The organism is Laspinema palackyanum D2c, assembly GCF_025370875.1.
Lineage (GTDB): Bacteria > Cyanobacteriota > Cyanobacteriia > Cyanobacteriales > Laspinemataceae > Laspinema > Laspinema palackyanum.
Genome location: NZ_JAMXFD010000002.1, coordinates 43,419 through 60,294 on the forward strand (window position 1 = coordinate 43,419; position 16,876 = coordinate 60,294).

Annotated in this window: 12 protein-coding genes; 3 read left to right on the forward strand and 9 right to left on the reverse strand. The window is 49.7% G+C overall.

Annotated features, from left to right (window positions below):
* Positions 1-174: 174 nt before the first annotated feature.
* The 8 genes from NG795_RS03010 to NG795_RS03045 all read right to left on the reverse strand — a co-directional run bounded on the left by NG795_RS03010 (position 175) and on the right by NG795_RS03045 (position 11,390).
* A complete protein-coding gene (locus tag NG795_RS03010) occupies positions 175-2,211 on the reverse strand; it encodes a sensor histidine kinase (protein WP_367287192.1) in 2,037 nt (678 codons plus the stop codon).
* A 498-nt stretch (positions 2,212-2,709) separates the two neighbouring features.
* The gene (locus NG795_RS03015) at positions 2,710-4,104 is read right to left on the reverse strand and encodes an IctB family putative bicarbonate transporter (RefSeq protein WP_367287193.1); all 1,395 of its coding nucleotides are present in this window, start codon (positions 4,102-4,104) and stop codon (positions 2,710-2,712) included.
* A gap of 358 nt (positions 4,105-4,462) precedes the next feature.
* Positions 4,463-5,182, reverse strand: coding sequence for a GUN4 N-terminal ARM-like repeat domain-containing protein (locus tag NG795_RS03020; RefSeq protein WP_367287194.1), 720 nt, complete (start codon positions 5,180-5,182; stop codon positions 4,463-4,465).
* A 217-nt stretch (positions 5,183-5,399) separates the two neighbouring features.
* Entirely contained in the window at positions 5,400-5,888 is a 489-nt protein-coding gene (locus NG795_RS03025) for an adenylyltransferase/cytidyltransferase family protein (protein WP_367287195.1), read from the reverse strand.
* A gap of 57 nt (positions 5,889-5,945) precedes the next feature.
* Positions 5,946-6,695, reverse strand: coding sequence for a response regulator transcription factor (locus tag NG795_RS03030; RefSeq protein ID WP_367287196.1), 750 nt, complete (start codon positions 6,693-6,695; stop codon positions 5,946-5,948).
* Positions 6,696-7,471: 776 nt separating this feature from the next.
* Entirely contained in the window at positions 7,472-9,214 is a 1,743-nt protein-coding gene (locus tag NG795_RS03035; RefSeq protein WP_367287197.1) for a hypothetical protein, read from the reverse strand.
* A 512-nt stretch (positions 9,215-9,726) separates the two neighbouring features.
* Positions 9,727-10,275, reverse strand: a complete 549-nt coding sequence (locus NG795_RS03040) for a late competence development ComFB family protein (RefSeq protein ID WP_367287198.1) — start codon at positions 10,273-10,275, stop codon at positions 9,727-9,729.
* A 206-nt stretch (positions 10,276-10,481) separates the two neighbouring features.
* Positions 10,482-11,390, reverse strand: coding sequence for a M23 family metallopeptidase (locus NG795_RS03045; RefSeq protein ID WP_436836030.1), 909 nt, complete (start codon positions 11,388-11,390; stop codon positions 10,482-10,484).
* Between the two features lie 426 nt (positions 11,391-11,816).
* Here NG795_RS03045 and NG795_RS03050 point away from each other — a divergent pair, with 426 nt between their 5' ends.
* Positions 11,817-14,153 (forward strand): cation:proton antiporter domain-containing protein, encoded by a 2,337-nt coding sequence (locus NG795_RS03050; RefSeq protein ID WP_367287200.1) that lies wholly within the window; start codon positions 11,817-11,819, stop codon positions 14,151-14,153.
* A 46-nt stretch (positions 14,154-14,199) separates the two neighbouring features.
* Here the strand turns inward: NG795_RS03050 and NG795_RS03055 are convergent, their stop codons facing one another.
* Positions 14,200-14,412 (reverse strand): Hfq-related RNA-binding protein, encoded by a 213-nt coding sequence (locus tag NG795_RS03055; RefSeq protein WP_015147641.1) that lies wholly within the window; start codon positions 14,410-14,412, stop codon positions 14,200-14,202.
* Between the two features lie 309 nt (positions 14,413-14,721).
* Between NG795_RS03055 and dapF the strand changes: the two genes are divergently transcribed.
* Entirely contained in the window at positions 14,722-15,576 is an 855-nt protein-coding gene (dapF, locus tag NG795_RS03060; RefSeq protein ID WP_367287201.1) for a diaminopimelate epimerase, read from the forward strand.
* Positions 15,577-15,628: 52 nt separating this feature from the next.
* Positions 15,629-16,777 carry a hypothetical protein gene (locus NG795_RS03065; RefSeq protein ID WP_367287202.1) on the forward strand — a complete coding sequence of 383 codons (1,149 nt, stop codon included), beginning with the start codon at positions 15,629-15,631 and terminating at the stop codon, positions 16,775-16,777.
* Positions 16,778-16,876 lie beyond the last annotated feature (99 nt).

Here is a 16,876-nt window from a genome sequence, read left to right on the forward strand (position 1 = left end):
ACTTGTTACTACGAACCGGGGAAACAGAACGACTGAAGTTGTTACTACGAATTAAAGAAAATAACGACTGAAGTCGTTACTACGAACGAGGGAAATAACGGCTGAAGTTGGGACGTTGAACGGGGAGAAAATAATGAGAAATAGCGACAGGGTTGTAGGGAGAGATAGAACAATTTAGCGATTTTGTTCTTTGGGGGTTTTTGACTCCAAGGCTACGGGAATGGAGGGACTGGAATTGAGGATGGGCAAAACCACCTCAACCGTTGTTCCCTGACCAATACCTTTACTGTCTAAGCGAATCATCCCACCCATCAGTTCAATTAAATTGCGGGAGATGGCCAAGCCTAAACCTGTACCTCCTTTGGGGCGAGTTCTTGAGCCATCGACCATGACAAAGGGTTGAAAGAGTTTCTGCTGTTGATCTCTTGCAATGCCAATCCCCGTATCTTGGACAGAAATCACCAAATGAGGCTGGATGGAACCATTGCGGCTATCGGAGTTATTAAAGGACTGACCCTCGCTTAACCCTTCGATGCGAGTAGAGATAGTGATCCGTCCGGTGTCCGTAAACTTAATCGCATTCCCGAGCAAATTGAGAAGTGCTTGTTTGAGTTTAGCGGGATCGGCTTCGAGGGTAATGGATTGAGAATCTTCCTGGAATTCTAACTGCAAACCCTTCTGCTGAATTGCAGATTGCTGCAAGTCGATCGCCTCCTTAATCAATCGTTTGGCATCAACTCGCTCCATAACCACCGAGAGCGTACCGGCTTCAATTTTAGAAATATCGAGAATATCATTAATAATATTCAGTAAATGAATAGCCGCATCATCAGCCCGTTGAAGAAACTCAATTTCTTCATCCCGGTTATCACAGCAATCATCTCGAACTAAGCGAATGCAGCCGAGAATTGCATTGAGAGGGGTTCTCAACTCATGAGAAATAGTCGCCAAAAACTCATTTTTCAGTTGGTTAGCCGTTTTAGCTTCTTTCCAGGCGGTTTCTAACTCCTCTGCCCAAGCTTTCAAGCGTTCTACCATACTGTCGAGGGCTTCCGCCAATCGGTTAAACTCGCGAATGCTCAAGTTATGCGGAACTCGTTCCGTAGTCGCACGGCACTGAATGTTCATCGCATAGTCTTGTAATTTCTCAATGGGTAGGGCCAAATCGCGGGTTAAGTAGAGGGTGGCCAGGAAGTTGGCCGCTAATAAACCTAGGATGAGGGTGACTAGAACCTGTTGAATATCTTTTAATCCCGCCAGAGCATTGTCCAGGGGGGTAACCGCGAGGATTACCCACTTGCGTTCTTCTCCCGTGGAGAGGGGACTGGGAATGGCGGTATATCCCGAGAGTAATTCTATTCCCTCTTGATCGAAATTAAAGAGATGGAGAAAGTCCTGACGGTTTTGGAGGGCATTTCTAACAATACTTTGGAGACGTGTGGCCTCTACTTCATCCTGAATGTTGCGTCCAACGCGACTGAGGTCGTTTCCATGTTCAAGAATGGTGCCATCTTGGTCAATGACGACCGTGTAGCCCGTGAGGGAACCGGGTTCAATGCGGCGATCGCTCGCCCGTTGCCCTAAAGTAGAGCGAATGGTTAAGGCATAGTCTGGCATCCCGGAATTGTTTACTGCCAATGGATTGCTCTGATCCAAATACACTGGGGCGCTCAGAACCAATTTGAGTTGGTCGAAATAGCTGGGGTCATTTTGGGAAACGGGTGGGGCCGACCCACCGGATGGGGTTGGCGAGAGAACCGTTTTGATATGAACGCCGGAACCCGTCCCCGGAGCAAAACTGCCTTGCTGTTGCCATATTTGCAAAATTTCAGAACTCAGGGGTTGATTCCCACAGGTACTGGCGATGATTGCTGTGGTTTGCACATCGGTCAGTTGAACGCATTGGACCTTGGTGGGTAATCGTTGGGCGAGTTGCTCGATATAAGTTTGGGAAGCTTCCACCGAACCTGAGTGCAGCATGACCGATTCGCTGGCGGTGAGGAGGTTTGCCTGGAGGGATTCGAGGGAGGCATGAATGCTATCTCCTTTGCGAACGGCGCTTTCAGTCAAGTTTTGGCGAGCGGTTTCGAGCAGACTAGAGCGTGCCTTGCGATAGGTCACATACTCCCCTAACAGCAAAACAGGGACGCTTAGGAGTAAAATCCGCGACAGCAGGATACGGCGAAAGGAGGATTGACCTGACTTAACCATAGGAAGTTTTTAGCGTTTAGGATGCAAGCCCCGGTGGTAACAACGGTGGAAACGCCCAGGGGGGTGGACATTTGTCCCTTGGATGTTACAGCTACGAGGCAGAACGGGTGTTACCAAAATTGCGAGGCTGCTACAAACCGATGTTGTCATTAACCCAATTCTTTGAAAGTTATTGTCACCCGACTGATTGAATCCGACAACGGATGTCTCATACCTCATACCTCATCATTATTTGTCGGGATTGGCAATGGCATGGAGGAGGGAACAAGTCCAGAATCGCGAACCTTATGGCTCTACAACCCTGGGATCAACCTCCTGTTTTGACGATGCGATCGCCGACTCTGTGTCTTAGTTTTCCCCAAAATTTGCCCAAACTATTGGCGCTCCGGATTGAATCGGCGAGATTTTTTGCCACCTTGACAACGATAGAGTGCCCGAGGTCGGAATTGAGTTCGATCGCTCATGATAATTTCCTGGACCTCCCCTTGATCTATTTTATCAATGGTCTTCAATCGAGCTTGACTTGGGATAGGGAACGGTGTAATAGCTGGCAACCAAGGCCACCGCCAGCCACCAGAGCATATTGACTTGGGGTCTATACCAGACTGTATCAAAGGCTCCGTGGGCCATCATCCCTAGGATAATTGCGATCGCCGCCATTAGCCAATACCCTTGACGGCTGCCTTTGTCTCGCAACCCCTGGATCTGGACGACCCCTTGGCGCAAAAGGAGGAGAATCAGTCCTAAAAAGGTAGCCAATCCAATAAATCCCGTTTCTACCGCGATTTCTAACGGCACGGAATAGGCGCTCAATGCAGTATATCTGGGTCGCATATAGAGGGGATAGATTTGGTTAAAGGCATTGTTGCCCGGTCCAATCCCAATCACCGGGCGATCGCGAATCATTTCAAACACCGCATCCCAGACATTCATGCGGAAGTTATTGCTACTATCTTGCCGTCCCACTAACATACTGGCGGCCCGATCGCGCACGGGTTCCACAAATAGCAGGGCCAGGAGGATTACCCCGACTGTTGTCCCTACGACAACGGGCATCGCCCATTTTCTTGAAGCTTCCGGTAGTTTCACACTCCACCAATAGACCAACAGCAGAATCAGAGTAAATCCGCCCACCACTAAGCCAATCCATCCGCCTCGACTATAGGTGAGGACCAGACATAAGGTGTTGACTAGGGTCATGGTCACGGCGAGGGCTTTAGGGACCCACCCGCGCCAAGCAAAAATTGCCGCAATCCCCAGGAATACCGCAGGCAAGAGATAGGCAGCCAGGAGGTTCGGATTGCCCAGGTAACTATAAACCCGGGTTACTTTCGCCATTGGAGAGTTGGGATCGGTCCAAGTTGCTAGGGCATCGGCCCCAAATCGCCATTGTCGGATGCCGTAGATACTGACAAAGGTGGCAGCGTGCAGGTATAGGGCAATCACAAAGGAGCGCAACTTGGGCGATCGCAAGACCCGCGTCATCAGGGCAAACAGGAGTAAAAACAGGGTGAGTTTGGTCCAGCCGACAAAGGCGGCCTTTTTCACCGGAGACATGGCGGTAGCGACCGTGTTGATGCCCCAATACAGCAGAATCAGCAAGTGAATGGGGGTAAACCCACTGTTGTCATCATCAGCTAAGGTGACCAAGACCCAGTAGGCCCCGCAAGCGACCAATAAGACGCCGATCAGGGCAGTGGACACAAAAGGCCCCAGGAGAAAGAGTAATCCCACTAACAAGGCGGCGATCGGGTCAGCCCACTGAATTAAAAAACTGCCTGAACGCAGAGGGGCGAGAATGCCGATCGCCTGGTGCAAGTAACTGGCGCTACTCCATTGATACAGGGATAAATTCGCTCCCAAACTGAAGATCGGTGGAAACAGATTTCTCATAAAACTCAACACCCAATGGAACCCAACAATGAAAGTTTTCCTGTGATTCAAGCTGCCCCTACTATCGCCCCGGTTTTTCCTCGCCACGGCTTTAGTTTATGGTAGGCGATCGCCTGGAGGGACCCCTAAAATGCTCCGTCTGTATTTCTGTATTATTGATCCACAACCCGCTCAAGGAGCAACCTAACTCTATGGTTATCCAATCGCTCCCATCGTTTTCCCGGTTTCTCCACTGAAAAATTCCCCGGACTGCTAGAGAATTCTGCCGTCCAACCCGGCGATCTTCGGGGCTATCAGTCAGGATGATTCTGACCGATGTAGCGCCTTGCTCCTCCTAATATGTTTCCCTCTCAACCGACTAACTCCAGGCTGGATGAGTGAGCAACTTTTCGATGACCCGAACCCCACGCAATTGATTAGATAGGGGTAAATGACCTCGGGGAGCCGTTAAATTCCAGGTGAATTCCCCTGGATATCTCGTCCAGGTATTGCCACTCTTCCAGCCAATTTTCGGCCAGAGTTTCTCCCAATTTTTCCCAACTCCCAGCCAAATTTCCCGCTGCACGGATAGGCCAAATTTTCCCTCGGAATAAACCTGCCAAAGCCGATCTAGAGTTTGAAGGTCCTCAATGGGAAATTTATCAATCTCCGTGAAATACAGCCATTTTCTTTCCATTGCTTGAGGTCCGGCCAGTTCGCAGAGTTTTTGCATACTCACGCGGTCTGCTGCTTGATAATCCTGTTTTGCCAGCAGTTCTTGCACTTCGGAATAATCAATGCCGCGCAATGATTGCAGGGAAACCACCCCATTCGGATAGGCAGTTCCTAAAAAATCCGCCATTTCTGGAGAATCACTTTTCAGCAATAATTGATAGATTTTTCCATTGATGAAATTGACCGGACCCTTCTGACGCTCTTGCAAAAATTGCTTTAATATAATTAAGCCCGCTTCCCCAGTTGCGGCAATTTGTTCTATCAGTTGAATCTGATTTTTCTCAGAGGCGGTTTTTAATTGGGATTCAAGGTCAGCTAGATTGGTGGAAGTTTCCGATAGGGATGACGTTGTTGGTTCACTCATACATAATTGTTGGATATCGAATTAACAAACAGGTATTTTACTGGATCTAAAAGTAGGAGGCTTCAATGGTTTTAACCAGTAACTTCCTGGGCCATTAATTCTTTAATCCGAATAAAAAAACATAGAAGTCAAGAGAAACTGATCCGGTTAACTCGAACAGTGCAGGAGATTCCTGCCCCCTTTAAGGACAAGGAACTTCCCCAGGGTGCTGTTCAGGTTAGGGCTTGAGAATAGAAAGAATTATACCAGTAGTGGAGGTCGGAACTTCAATTTTACAAAGTTCAATGTGGCCCCCATAGCCTTGTACCGTTGGGGCTTCCGGTAGACTCTCTACAGTCCAGTCTCCACCTTTAACGTAAATATCAGGTTGGAGGGCCTCCAGGAGAGGAATGGCGGTGGGTTCGTTAAAAATAATTACCCCATCTACGGGTTTTAAGGCGCAAAGCACTTCCGCCCGTTGGATTTCCGGGATAATCGGTCGGGGGGGCATCCCCGGTTGGGGGGGTTTGATGGTTTGGACCGAGCGATCGCTATTTAGACCGACTACCAGAGTCCGCCCCAAGGATTTGGCGGTTTGGAGGTAACGAACATGACCCACATGAAGCAGATCGAAACAGCCATTGGTAAAGACCAAGGGCCGCCACTGTTCAGGGTGAGCGGCGATCGCCTCCACCAGGGTAGAAATCGTGTAAAGACCAGGAATCATGGGTTGTTCTCAAACAGCAAACGGCAAAAATTTGATACCCTCGGGTTCCCATAAAACCTAATTCGGTTCAGGTTCACTCCCCGGTCGATATCCATGTTCAAAGGCAAATCGTACCAGTTGGGACCGATTTTCTAACCCTAATTTACTCAAAATTCGACTCAAATGAGTCTGTACAGTTCGGGGACTAATCACCAAACGCGCCGCAATTTGTTTATTCGGATGGCCTTGAATCACTTCCCAAAAGACTCGCGCTTCCGCAGGGGTCAGGGGAAGCGGTTCCGGTTGCATCGGGTTCAGGTCCTCGGACTCACCCCGATGGCGGTGCCACCCCTGTGCGGGATCGTGAATCGGTTGCACTGACTCTTTCTGAGTGCTAGTAGGGGGCGAAGTTTGCGGGGTAAACTGCTGCATCAACCGGATCATCTCGGCGTGAATCCGTCGCGATCGCTCTAATTGCGCCTCGATTTTCGCCACCAACTCTAACGGTTCAAACGGTTTAATCAAATAATCATCCGCCCCGATCGCGTGACCTTCGATGCGATCGTCCAGTTCTCCCTTACTCGATAGGAAGATAAACGGAACTAACTTCCCCGCAGGATTGGTGCGAAGACGCCGACAAAATTCAAATCCGTCCATCAAAGGCATCATCACGTCTGATACCACCAAATCCGGCGGATCCCGCTTGAACAGGTTTAACGCTTCCACTCCTGAATCTGCTTCCTCAACTACAAATCCCTGCTTTTCCAAATGACGTTTCAGCATCATTCGCAGGGTTTTATCATCATCAACCACTAAAATTCGTTTCATCTGTGTGAGCCGCTACACCTAAGTTGCTGCTGGGTATCATCAGATCCGTTGCCACAGGCGGACCCTCGGCACAAAGTGGTCATTACCCTTAACCCTATAGACCTGCTCCTTTGCCTTGGGACTCAAGAGAGATTAAGTTCCCTTCCCTACTGATTTAGAGATACCCTCGAACTGATAACTAGGAGCATAAAGTATTTGCTACAGGTCATCCTTAATTTTAGAATATTCTTGCCGCAATTTTCCTCAAATCTGGCAGTGGGGATCACAACAATCCGCGATCGCATCCTCAACAATCAGGGATTTTAACCCAGGATGTCTCTAAATGCAACTTCTGTGATCGGGCCCATGTCCATTTTAACTGATTCTATGCCTACTCTGCTCTGATTGGAACTAAGAGTTTTTTTCCTATCCTACATTGGGTTGAAGCGTGAGCCAGATTGGGCAATAATCCGGGATTCCATTGTAACAGTAAATTGCCGGAATATAAACGACCTTGACTCCTTTAACGCGGTCATCCGATTCGCCCCAAGGAGTCAAGGTCATCCATCAACGCAATCTCCCTGACTTTAAAAGCATGAAGAGCGCCGGTACAGCAAAGCCCAAAACCTCAGTTTCTCCTCCGAGGACCGGGCTAGTCAACCGACCCTTTCAACCGGGTAAACCTGAAAATATCAACCCGAAAATTCTGGATTTTAAATAGACTTTTCCACCGGAGAGGCTGGGAACCAAGATAGAAGTGAGTCGCCTATCAAAGCCCTAGCCGTCGTTAGGATGAATTACAAAATTACCGTAGGCGGATTCGGAACTAATCCCGAAATTTTTCCACCAATCATTGCTGATTGGTAATCAAACATCGTCCCGCCATATTGCATTAATACCCGCATCAGTTCCATTTCTGCACGGCGGGGTAACATGGTTTTCCAGGCTTTCAATGCTTCCAAAATCGTAGAAGCATTAAAGGATACTCCACTGCGATGGGCGGCAACTTCCTGATTTTCTCCTCGCCAATTTTGCGGGACATAACCCAGAGGAATTAACATAGATTTTTCCACTTGTTCGAGTAATAATTCCAGGCGTTTAAACCGTTGAACCTCGAAATGGGTTGGGTGATTTTCCACCCACTGTTTAACCGTGCGATCGCTGATTACTTCGGTTTTGAGGCGTTGGATGGCGGCAAACAGGGATTGACTGGAATCTTTGACACAGGAGGTAGCGGGAGTCACCACCGAGGCCCCGTTTCCCGGTCCGGTGCGATAGCGGGTTTCCATGAAGGCGAGTTCCTGGAGGATAGTTTGCAGCGGGTCAAACTGGCGATCGCCTAATTGGTAGGGGACGGTGAGTTCGGGAATGCGAATCACTACATCAGACACCGGCAAGCTGTACATCCACCCCCGCTTGAAACTCCCCATATACGAGTGCCAACGATGAGCACCGGCGATCACACCTTCGCGGTTATGTCCATATACTTGGCGATATACTAAATCAAAGCGTAAATCCCCAGTAAATTCATCGGCTATCACTTGGGCAAACCCAAAGGCAAAATGCCCCGGAACCAGGCCCAGGATAGCCCGATCGCCCCGTTCTCCCCCACGCCAACCGAAGGTATGCACTACTAAGCCCACATCCCCTTTATACCACAATTCTCGGGTGCGTTTTTGCATCAGGCCCGATGATCGCTGGTTGCCATAGAGGATACCCCCATTGTTATCTACCAGGGTGCGTTCCATGCGATGCAAGGGAATCTGTTCCCACTTAGATTCTACAAAGTGCTGACGAGCTTCCTCCCGTCCACTTAACATCCGCGTCGGCGCAAGGGAGAGGGCTGCGGCGGGTTTGATCGCCCCGACTATAAACAATCCCTCTGGATTGTGAGCGCCATAAATATACCATCCATCGGCATTGAGGGGAGAGGTTTCGATGTCTATAATCGAACTTTGTTCCACCTGATGTCCTGGATGTTGAAATCCGGCATCCGGCAGGGCGATCGTTTCTTCTCCCCCGTCAAAATTACGGGTTTGGGGATTATAGTGTCTGACGCGGTAGCGGTTGTCTCCTACGGATGCCACAAACTGCACCAAGGCTTTTTGAACCCCGACAATTTGGATGGGTTCATCGCCGATACTCACAACCCAGGTATTTCCCACTTGTTCCACAGTCTGAACATCCAGTTCGACCTGGATATCATCATCGGGTCTAGCACCCGCTAGGGATTCTAAGGGACTCACATTAGACCATCCCTCTAATCGAGTGGGGTGGATGTTAAAATTCTCCATACTTTGACGAGTGGTTTCGTCAAAGTGAATATCTGTAACGGCGCGATTAATCCAGGTTTGATGAATAGAGTTTGAATGCCATTTGAGCCAGACAGTTTGACCTTTGAGATGACGGTAAGGTTGTGGGGTATTTTCTAGGGTGAGATAAACGCCTCCGTCACTATGGCGTTGTGCCAGGGAGGGTAAGATTAGTTGTCCAGTCCATTGGGCGATCGGTCGATATAGCTGACCCTTGATTGAGTTCATAGTTGTCCCGTATAATTAAAGATGCCTGAAAGAATATTCTTTTATGATTTACAAGAGGCGATCGCGGCTTCTGGAGAAAGTGGGCGATCACGGAAAATCAGAGGTGGCAAAACAAGCTTATTTATATTTATTGTAAAATGATGCCGGATGAAAGGTGGGGTGGGGAGCGCATAGGGAGTTTTATGGGGATTTTGATCCGCGATCGCCAGGAACTCATCCTCGAAGACTCGGCCCGACTTTGGGGAGCCCCTATCTGGAGCGGCGCGATAACTTCTATCTGGAATTGCGGGCAATGATGCCAGTGGAGGAATCTCGCACTTTTGCAAATGAGTTAGACTTATCCGTGAGTGGATTGGGAGAGGGGTTAAAAAGAAAGACGCCCCTGAACGGAGCGCCTTAATTTCAGGACTAAAACAGTTCCCCTCTTGGGGTAAATCTTGGCAACCCAAACCGTTAAAAAAGCCAACGGGAATCGGAATAGAGAGCACCGAGGGCGGTGGGATTCGATTCCTTTAACTAGGGGTATTGGGTTGGGATTCAAAGATAGTCGCGTAGGACTGAAGGATGCTGCTAACTTGAGTGAGCATTTCTTTGCCTGAACTTTTACCCAGGGCAACTCTACCGGGGAATTCTGGGCGGTCCAGATACCGGGCGATCGCCTCCTCGACTTGTTTGGAGATGAGCTCTTGCAGTTCCTCCTTGGCTCGAACCCGCTGATAGTTCGCGCCTTCCTCCGTGGTGGCATAAAGGGGAGGAAGTCGGTTGAGTGCATAGGCGGCAATATCGCCGACATCCAGGGTCCGATCGCTGGTTGCCTCAATTTCGGCAACCCGGGCGATCGCCTCAGAGAGCACCAACTCTTCCATGACATTAATAAACTGTTTCCGTGGTAAAACCACCACTTCTCCAGTTAAGAGCGACCCCATCAGGCGATCGAGAGCCATGTACTCTTCAATAGACAGTTCTGAGGCGGTGTTACAAATTCTACCGACCTCAGCTTCCATTGCTGGCGTTAGATACCCATCTTGTAGTGCCTGTTCTACGATTTTTTCTATACTCATACTGCCTCGTTCTGCTCCACGGCACTTTTTTCAGTTTGATCCAAGAGTTTCAAGGGGCGATCGCCTCATGGAAAACTCTGCGATCGCAAGGACAACCCTGCACAGATCTTGCCCTACAATCCGCCCTAATCTAGTTCTAAATCCAGAAAACTCCAGGATATCCCTAGGATAAGGGCGGCTTTACTGTACTCCATGCCTAATGAGAATTATTCTACTCCCTCATATCGCCAGGGAACCGGATCGATGGATTGTCCATGAACGTATAATCCCCAGTGTAGGTGAGGTCCGGTCGAAGCGCCGGTGGTCCCGACTGCACCGATGACTTGACCGGGCCGTACCATATCGCCTTCCTTGACATCAATCCGACTTAGATGCAAATAAAGGGAGGTTAGGCCCTGACCATGATCGATCCCCACGACGTTGCCATGAATTTCAAATCCTTCTGATTCCCGTCCCACCAAGGCGATTCGACCGGCAGCAGGAGCCATAACAGGAGAACCCGACGCTCCGGCATAGTCTACACCGCGATGGTAATAATCCTCGGCAAAGACTCCATTGTAATACCGACGGACCCCGTAAATCGTGGTAATCGGTCCGTCATTGGGGCGCAGAAACGGACCATTCCAGAATTTCTCAGGGGTGACGAGTTTTTTAAATTCATCGACGCGATCAAATTCCATATCGGTCCCTTCCAGGTCATCCTTACCCGGGGGTAGCCAAATCGATTGAGTCGGAAACTCGCGATCGCTGACCCATACGGCAATATTGCGAGTTTGAGCATCCCCTTCCACCTGAATCTCCCATCGTCCCGCTTGACTTAAAGGTGTCGTGGGGATCATCGCCCGATAGCGATTGCCCCCAATGGGAAAAGCAGGAACGGGACCATTTGGAGACATGACCGTTGGTGTGGCTGAATCTGAGGCGTCAGTTGAAATCACCACGGAGAGGGTATCCCCCAGTTGCGGATTCTCAGGTTTCACCTGGACTTGTAACGCTTGCACCGAGTTAGCAAGGGCCAAGAGTACCGAAACCGTCAATCCGATCACCGGAGCAGTTTTGGTTTTGACCTGTTGTTTCAGCCAAGGATTGGCCCCTGTGAAAAGCCAACCCAGCATCCCCGGGGCGATCGGATTAGAGCTATGCAGGTGAGTCATAATTCTTCTGTTCGTCTGTTTTAATCGTGCTAGAGAGACTTACGGGCGATCGCGGTAAGTTCCACATTTTATCATGCTGTTTTTGGGGGATGGGGGATGGGGGAGATGGGGAGGATGGGGGAGATGGGGAGGATGGGGGAGATGGGTGAGATGGGGGAGATGGGGAGGATGGGGGAGATGGGGAGGATGGGGGAGATGGGGAGAAGTTTGTTGTAACGACTGAAGTCGTTCCTCCCCTCATCCTTCATCCTTCATCCCTCATCCCTCATCCCTCATCCTTCATCCCTCATCCCTCATCCTTCATCCTTCATCCTTCATCCTTCCCCAAAAGTCGTTATGCTGAATTGTTATAACCCGTAACATTTCTCTCATTTTTGACAGACACCCGTGCAAGAAGACTTTAGACTCATCCTTGACTTAGTAACGATGCTGGCGGCGGCTGCTAGTGGTGGTTTATTTGCGTCCCTCCTCGGTCAACCGGCTATTCTGGGCTATTTACTGGGAGGAATTATCGTGGGTCCTGCCGGTTTGGGATGGATCAAAGAACTGATTCAAGTGGAAACCCTCGCTCAATTTGGCGTCGCCTTACTCTTATTCGCCCTGGGAGTTGAGTTTTCCTTTGCAGAACTTAAAAAAGTCAAAGGGATTAGTCTCGGCGGTGGCACTCTGCAAATTGTACTCACCATCGCCGTAACAACCTTTGTTTCTCTGGTGATGGGTTGGTGTACCTCTTGGTCCCAGGGCGTCTTCTTAGGGGCCATTCTCTCCCTCTCCTCCACTGCGGTGGTCCTAAAATGTTTGATGGAACGCAACGAACTCCCCACCTTACATGGTCAGGTGATGCTGGGGATATTGGTGGTGCAAGATTTGGCCTTGGGGTTCATGTTAGCGGTGTTACCGGCCCTGAACGAACCCCCCGAGGCGATCGGGATGGCGGTGATTTCTGCGGTGGTGCGAATTGCCCTGTTTGCTGTAGCAGCGATCGCAGTTGGATTATTCCTCGTTCCCCAGTTGCTGAGGTTTCTGGCTAAAACTGAGAGTCAAGAACTATTTTTACTCGGGGTGATTGCCTTATGTTTGGGAATTGCCTTAGTCACCTACTATCTCGGGTTTTCCATTGAAATGGGGGCCTTCGTCGCCGGGTTGATGATTTCTGAGGTGGAATATGCGGACCAAACCCTCACCTATGTCGAACCCCTGCGAGATATTTTGGCAGCCCTGTTTTTTGTGTCCGTGGGAATGCTGATTGACCCGGTGTTTCTCTGGCAGAATCTGGAACTGATTCTCGGGTTAGTCTGTTTAGTGTTTGTGGGGAAATTTTTAATCATCACCCCGATTGTGACTAGCTTTGGCTATCCCCTGAGAACGGCGTTAATTGTGGGTTTGGGACTGGCGCAAATTGGGGAATTTTCCTTTGTGTTGACGGCCCAGGGACTGGCGACGGGGTTGGTTTCCCGTCCTGTGTATCTGTTGATTTTAGGCACAACGGCGGTAACTCTGGTGGTAACGCCCTTTGTACTGCGATTGGTGCCGAAATTGCTGGATTGGGCGGAAAATCAGGAGGGGTTGGCGCGATTTTTTGAGGAGACCAGTGGCCCCCAGGCCGTTTCCGAGGAAATTCCTTTGCCCGATCGCGTGGTGGTTTGTGGATATGGACGGGTGGGTAAAAAAGTCGTCCAACTGCTGCAAGCGCATAACTATCCCTTGGTGGTGATTGATAGTTCCGAACGGGCGATCGGGCAACTGCGGGCGGCAGGAATTCCCTATATTTATGGCAATGCGGCATCGTTGCACGTTTTAGAAGCAGCGGGAGTGGATCAGGCGAAGGCGGTGGCGGTGGCCCTGCCGGACCCGATGAGTACCCGGTTGTGTCTGAAGCGATCGCTGGAATTATCCCCAGAATTGGATGTGGTAGTCCAGGCGAACCAAGAAAAGGAGATTGAACTCCTCTATCAATTGGGGGCCTCGGAAGTGGTGCAATCAGAATTTGAGGTAAGTTTAGAACTGGCGACTCATTTGTTACTCGGGGTGGGATTACCCTTGCCGGGGATTCGGCGAGAAATTGAACAAATTCGCAGTCATCACTATTTAGAATTGCGTCCCGCGCGATCGCCCTCGGAAGTCTCCCGGGAGTTACAGGTGGCCGCATTGGATATGAACAGCAAATGGTATCCCCTCCCGGAACTGTCTCCTCTGGTAGGGATGACCTTAGAACAAACGGATATGCGCCGACTCAGTGGGGTGAGTTTAATGGCAATTCGTCGCGCCAATGGGGAAGAAATCGACTATCCCACGGCGGATACAACCTTGGTGACAGGGGATAAACTCCTGGTGGTGGGACAAGGGGAAGAACTGACCACTTTTGAGCAGTTAGCCCGAGGAGAGGTGGCGATTCCCCAAGAAAATCGCTCTTGTCAATGGCTGATGGTCACAGAAGGGAGTCCCATCACGGATAAAACCTTGGCTCAATTAGACTTACGGGCAGAGTATGAAGTGCAGGTGCAAGCGATTCGCCGGGAAGGGCAGTTTATTCGGTTTCCTCATGGAGGGACTCAGGTGCAAGCAGGCGATCGCCTCCTGCTGTGCGGCAGTCTCCTCTCCCTGAAACGGATTCAAATGTGGTTGGCCCCTCATCCGGGTCAATCTCTTCCGATCACGGTTACCCTGAGCAAAGCTCACCAAAGTGAACCGCTCAAGGAGGGGTTACCCAGCGATCGGGGGTAAGGGGGGCGGTCCGGTATGGGCTAAATCAGGCCAGACCGGACTAGGGTCAAGATTTGGGTTTCAGATAAACAATGGAATGACGCCAGACGATGGTTTGCTTGTCGTAGTGATCCAGGATAGAAATGCAGTCTTTATCCTGCCAGAAAATTTTACCGGCTAATAAATCTCCGGTAACCAGTTTGAGTTCTATCTCGTGTTTGTCTTTAATGAAATTTTGAACTTGGCGAATGCTAGGTAAGTTAGTATCGAAGTCAGACATGATTGGGTCTCAATGAGAGAAAATTGGGCATCAAAATCGAAGCACATCGGACAAAATTCAGGCAGGCCAGTTATTTTGCCTCGATGTTAAGCGATCAACCGGCTCTATGAGTCATGTTAACCTGTCCGAGAATCAACTCAGGCCCAGTCAGGATTCACACCCGGAATAGCCTTCAGGATGTGAGGGATGGGGACTGCGATGGCGCTTTTACCGAGGGATAAAGATTCCGGTCCCAAAAGTGGGAACTTTAACATCGGGTATTATCAAATAAAACTAGGACAAGAACCCGAATAATCGCGAGTACAAGCCATGACTTTAGAGTTTACCAAATATCAAGGTTTGGGAAATGATTTCATTCTGATTGACAACCGTCAGAACCCAGAACCGATGATAACGCCCTCCCAGGCCGAACAGTTATGCGATCGCCACTTTGGCATCGGTGCCGATGGGGTGATTTTTGCCCTGCCGCCGACGGAACCGGACACCGACTACACCATGCGAATCTATAACTCCGATGCCTCGGAACCGGAAATGTGTGGGAATGGCATCCGCTGTTTAGCTAGGTTTCTCATGGATCTGGGAGTCCCAACCCGGAGTTCAGCAACAGGAACCGGAGAATATCGGATTCAGACTCTAGCAGGGGTGATGACCCTAACCCTGAAATCCGATGGTCAAGTTACCGTAGATATGGGCCTGCCTCGGTTGCTGGGGTCAGAAATTCCCACAACCCTTTGTCCTGCCGAGGAAAAAGCGGTCAATGTCCCCTTATCCGTGGCCGGAAAGACCTGGGATGTGACCTGCGTCAGCATGGGAAATCCCCACTGCATTACCTTTGTAGAGGATGTGGATGCGGTGGACTTAGCGGGGATTGGTCCTCAATTCGAGAATCACCCGGTTTTTCCGAAGCGGACCAATACAGAATTTATTCAAGTCATGGGGCGATCGCATCTGAAAATGCGCGTTTGGGAACGGGGTGCCGGTGCGACCCTTGCCTGTGGGACTGGGGCCTGTGCCACCTTGGTTGCGGGGGTCCTCACGGGTCGATGCGATCGGCAAGCGACCATCGAACTCCCCGGTGGCCCTCTCATCATTGAATGGTCTGAATCCGATGGCCGACTTTACATGACAGGTCCTGCCGAACGGGTATTTTCAGGCCGGATCTAGATCCGCGCCTACATCCAGATCGCAACACTAAATCACAATACGGAGAACAGAGATGGGTGGAGGCATTTACCTCATACAAGATGAAGACCGGCTTGTAGAAATGATAGAACAAGCCTACGACAACGAAGATCGACTGCAAGAATTACTCGAAAAATATCCTAACCTGATCGCCGGAGACCAAATTGACCGGGCGACCCCTCGCCAATGGTTATTAATTTCCCGGGAAATTCCACTACCCGCAGAGGATGAAGTCAATGGTCAATGGTCCTTTGAACATTTATTTATCGACCAAAATGCCATTCCCACCTTAGTTGCCGTCAAACATACCCAAGATGACCGAATTCGCCGGGAAATTGTGGGTCAAATGCTCGACTATGCCGCCAATGTTTTAATCTATTGGCCCATTGAGTCAATCATTACCCAATTTGAATCCAATTGTCGCGATGTCGGTCGCGACCCTGAACAAGTCTTTGAAGAATTTCTCGGCACCGATGCTCATGAAGACCGCTTCTGGGATAAAGTCAAAACCAACCTCCAAGCGGGAAAACTTAGATTAGTCTTTGTCTCTGATGAAATTTCTCCTGAACTCAGACGAGTGGTTGAATTTCTCAATGAACAATTAGACCCAACGGAAGTTTTAGCCCTGGAAATTAAACAATATGTCAGCCAGGATGGACTCAAAACCTTGGTTCCCCGAATCATTGGTCAAACCGCTGAAGCGCAACAGAAAAAAGCCAGTGCAACTCGGGAGAGACGTCGCTGGGATGAAGCGTCTTTCTTTCATGAATTTGAAACCCGTCAAGGGTATGAAGAAGCGCAAATGGCGCGCGAAATTCAACAATGGGTGCGACGTCACGAACCGTCTGTGGAAGTGGTCTGGGGAACGGGAGAACTCTATGGTGGATTTCTTGCCAAATTAAAGCTCAAAGGTCGGAAATCTATTGCGCTGTTTACAGTGGATATTTCCGGTGATTTTGTGATTTCTAGTAGCAGTTATGCGACTCAACCCCCATTTGATTCCCCAGAAAATTGGCAAGAATTGCGTTCTCGTTTCAGTTCGATTGGCTTGTCCCTTCCTGCTGATTCCAGTGAAACCCGATTACCGACCTTTCCCTTGTCTACCTTACAAGATGAAAGCGCTCTGCAACAGGTTCTGGAAACCTTTGAATGGATTGTGGAAAAAATCCAGTTTGGGAGTTGAAAATATACTTTCATCAGAAAGGTTGGCGCAATTGTAACTAAGCCTGCATTCTCAAAAGCCGATTGGTGTTTCCAAGGGGGGTTGGTGGGGAATTACAAG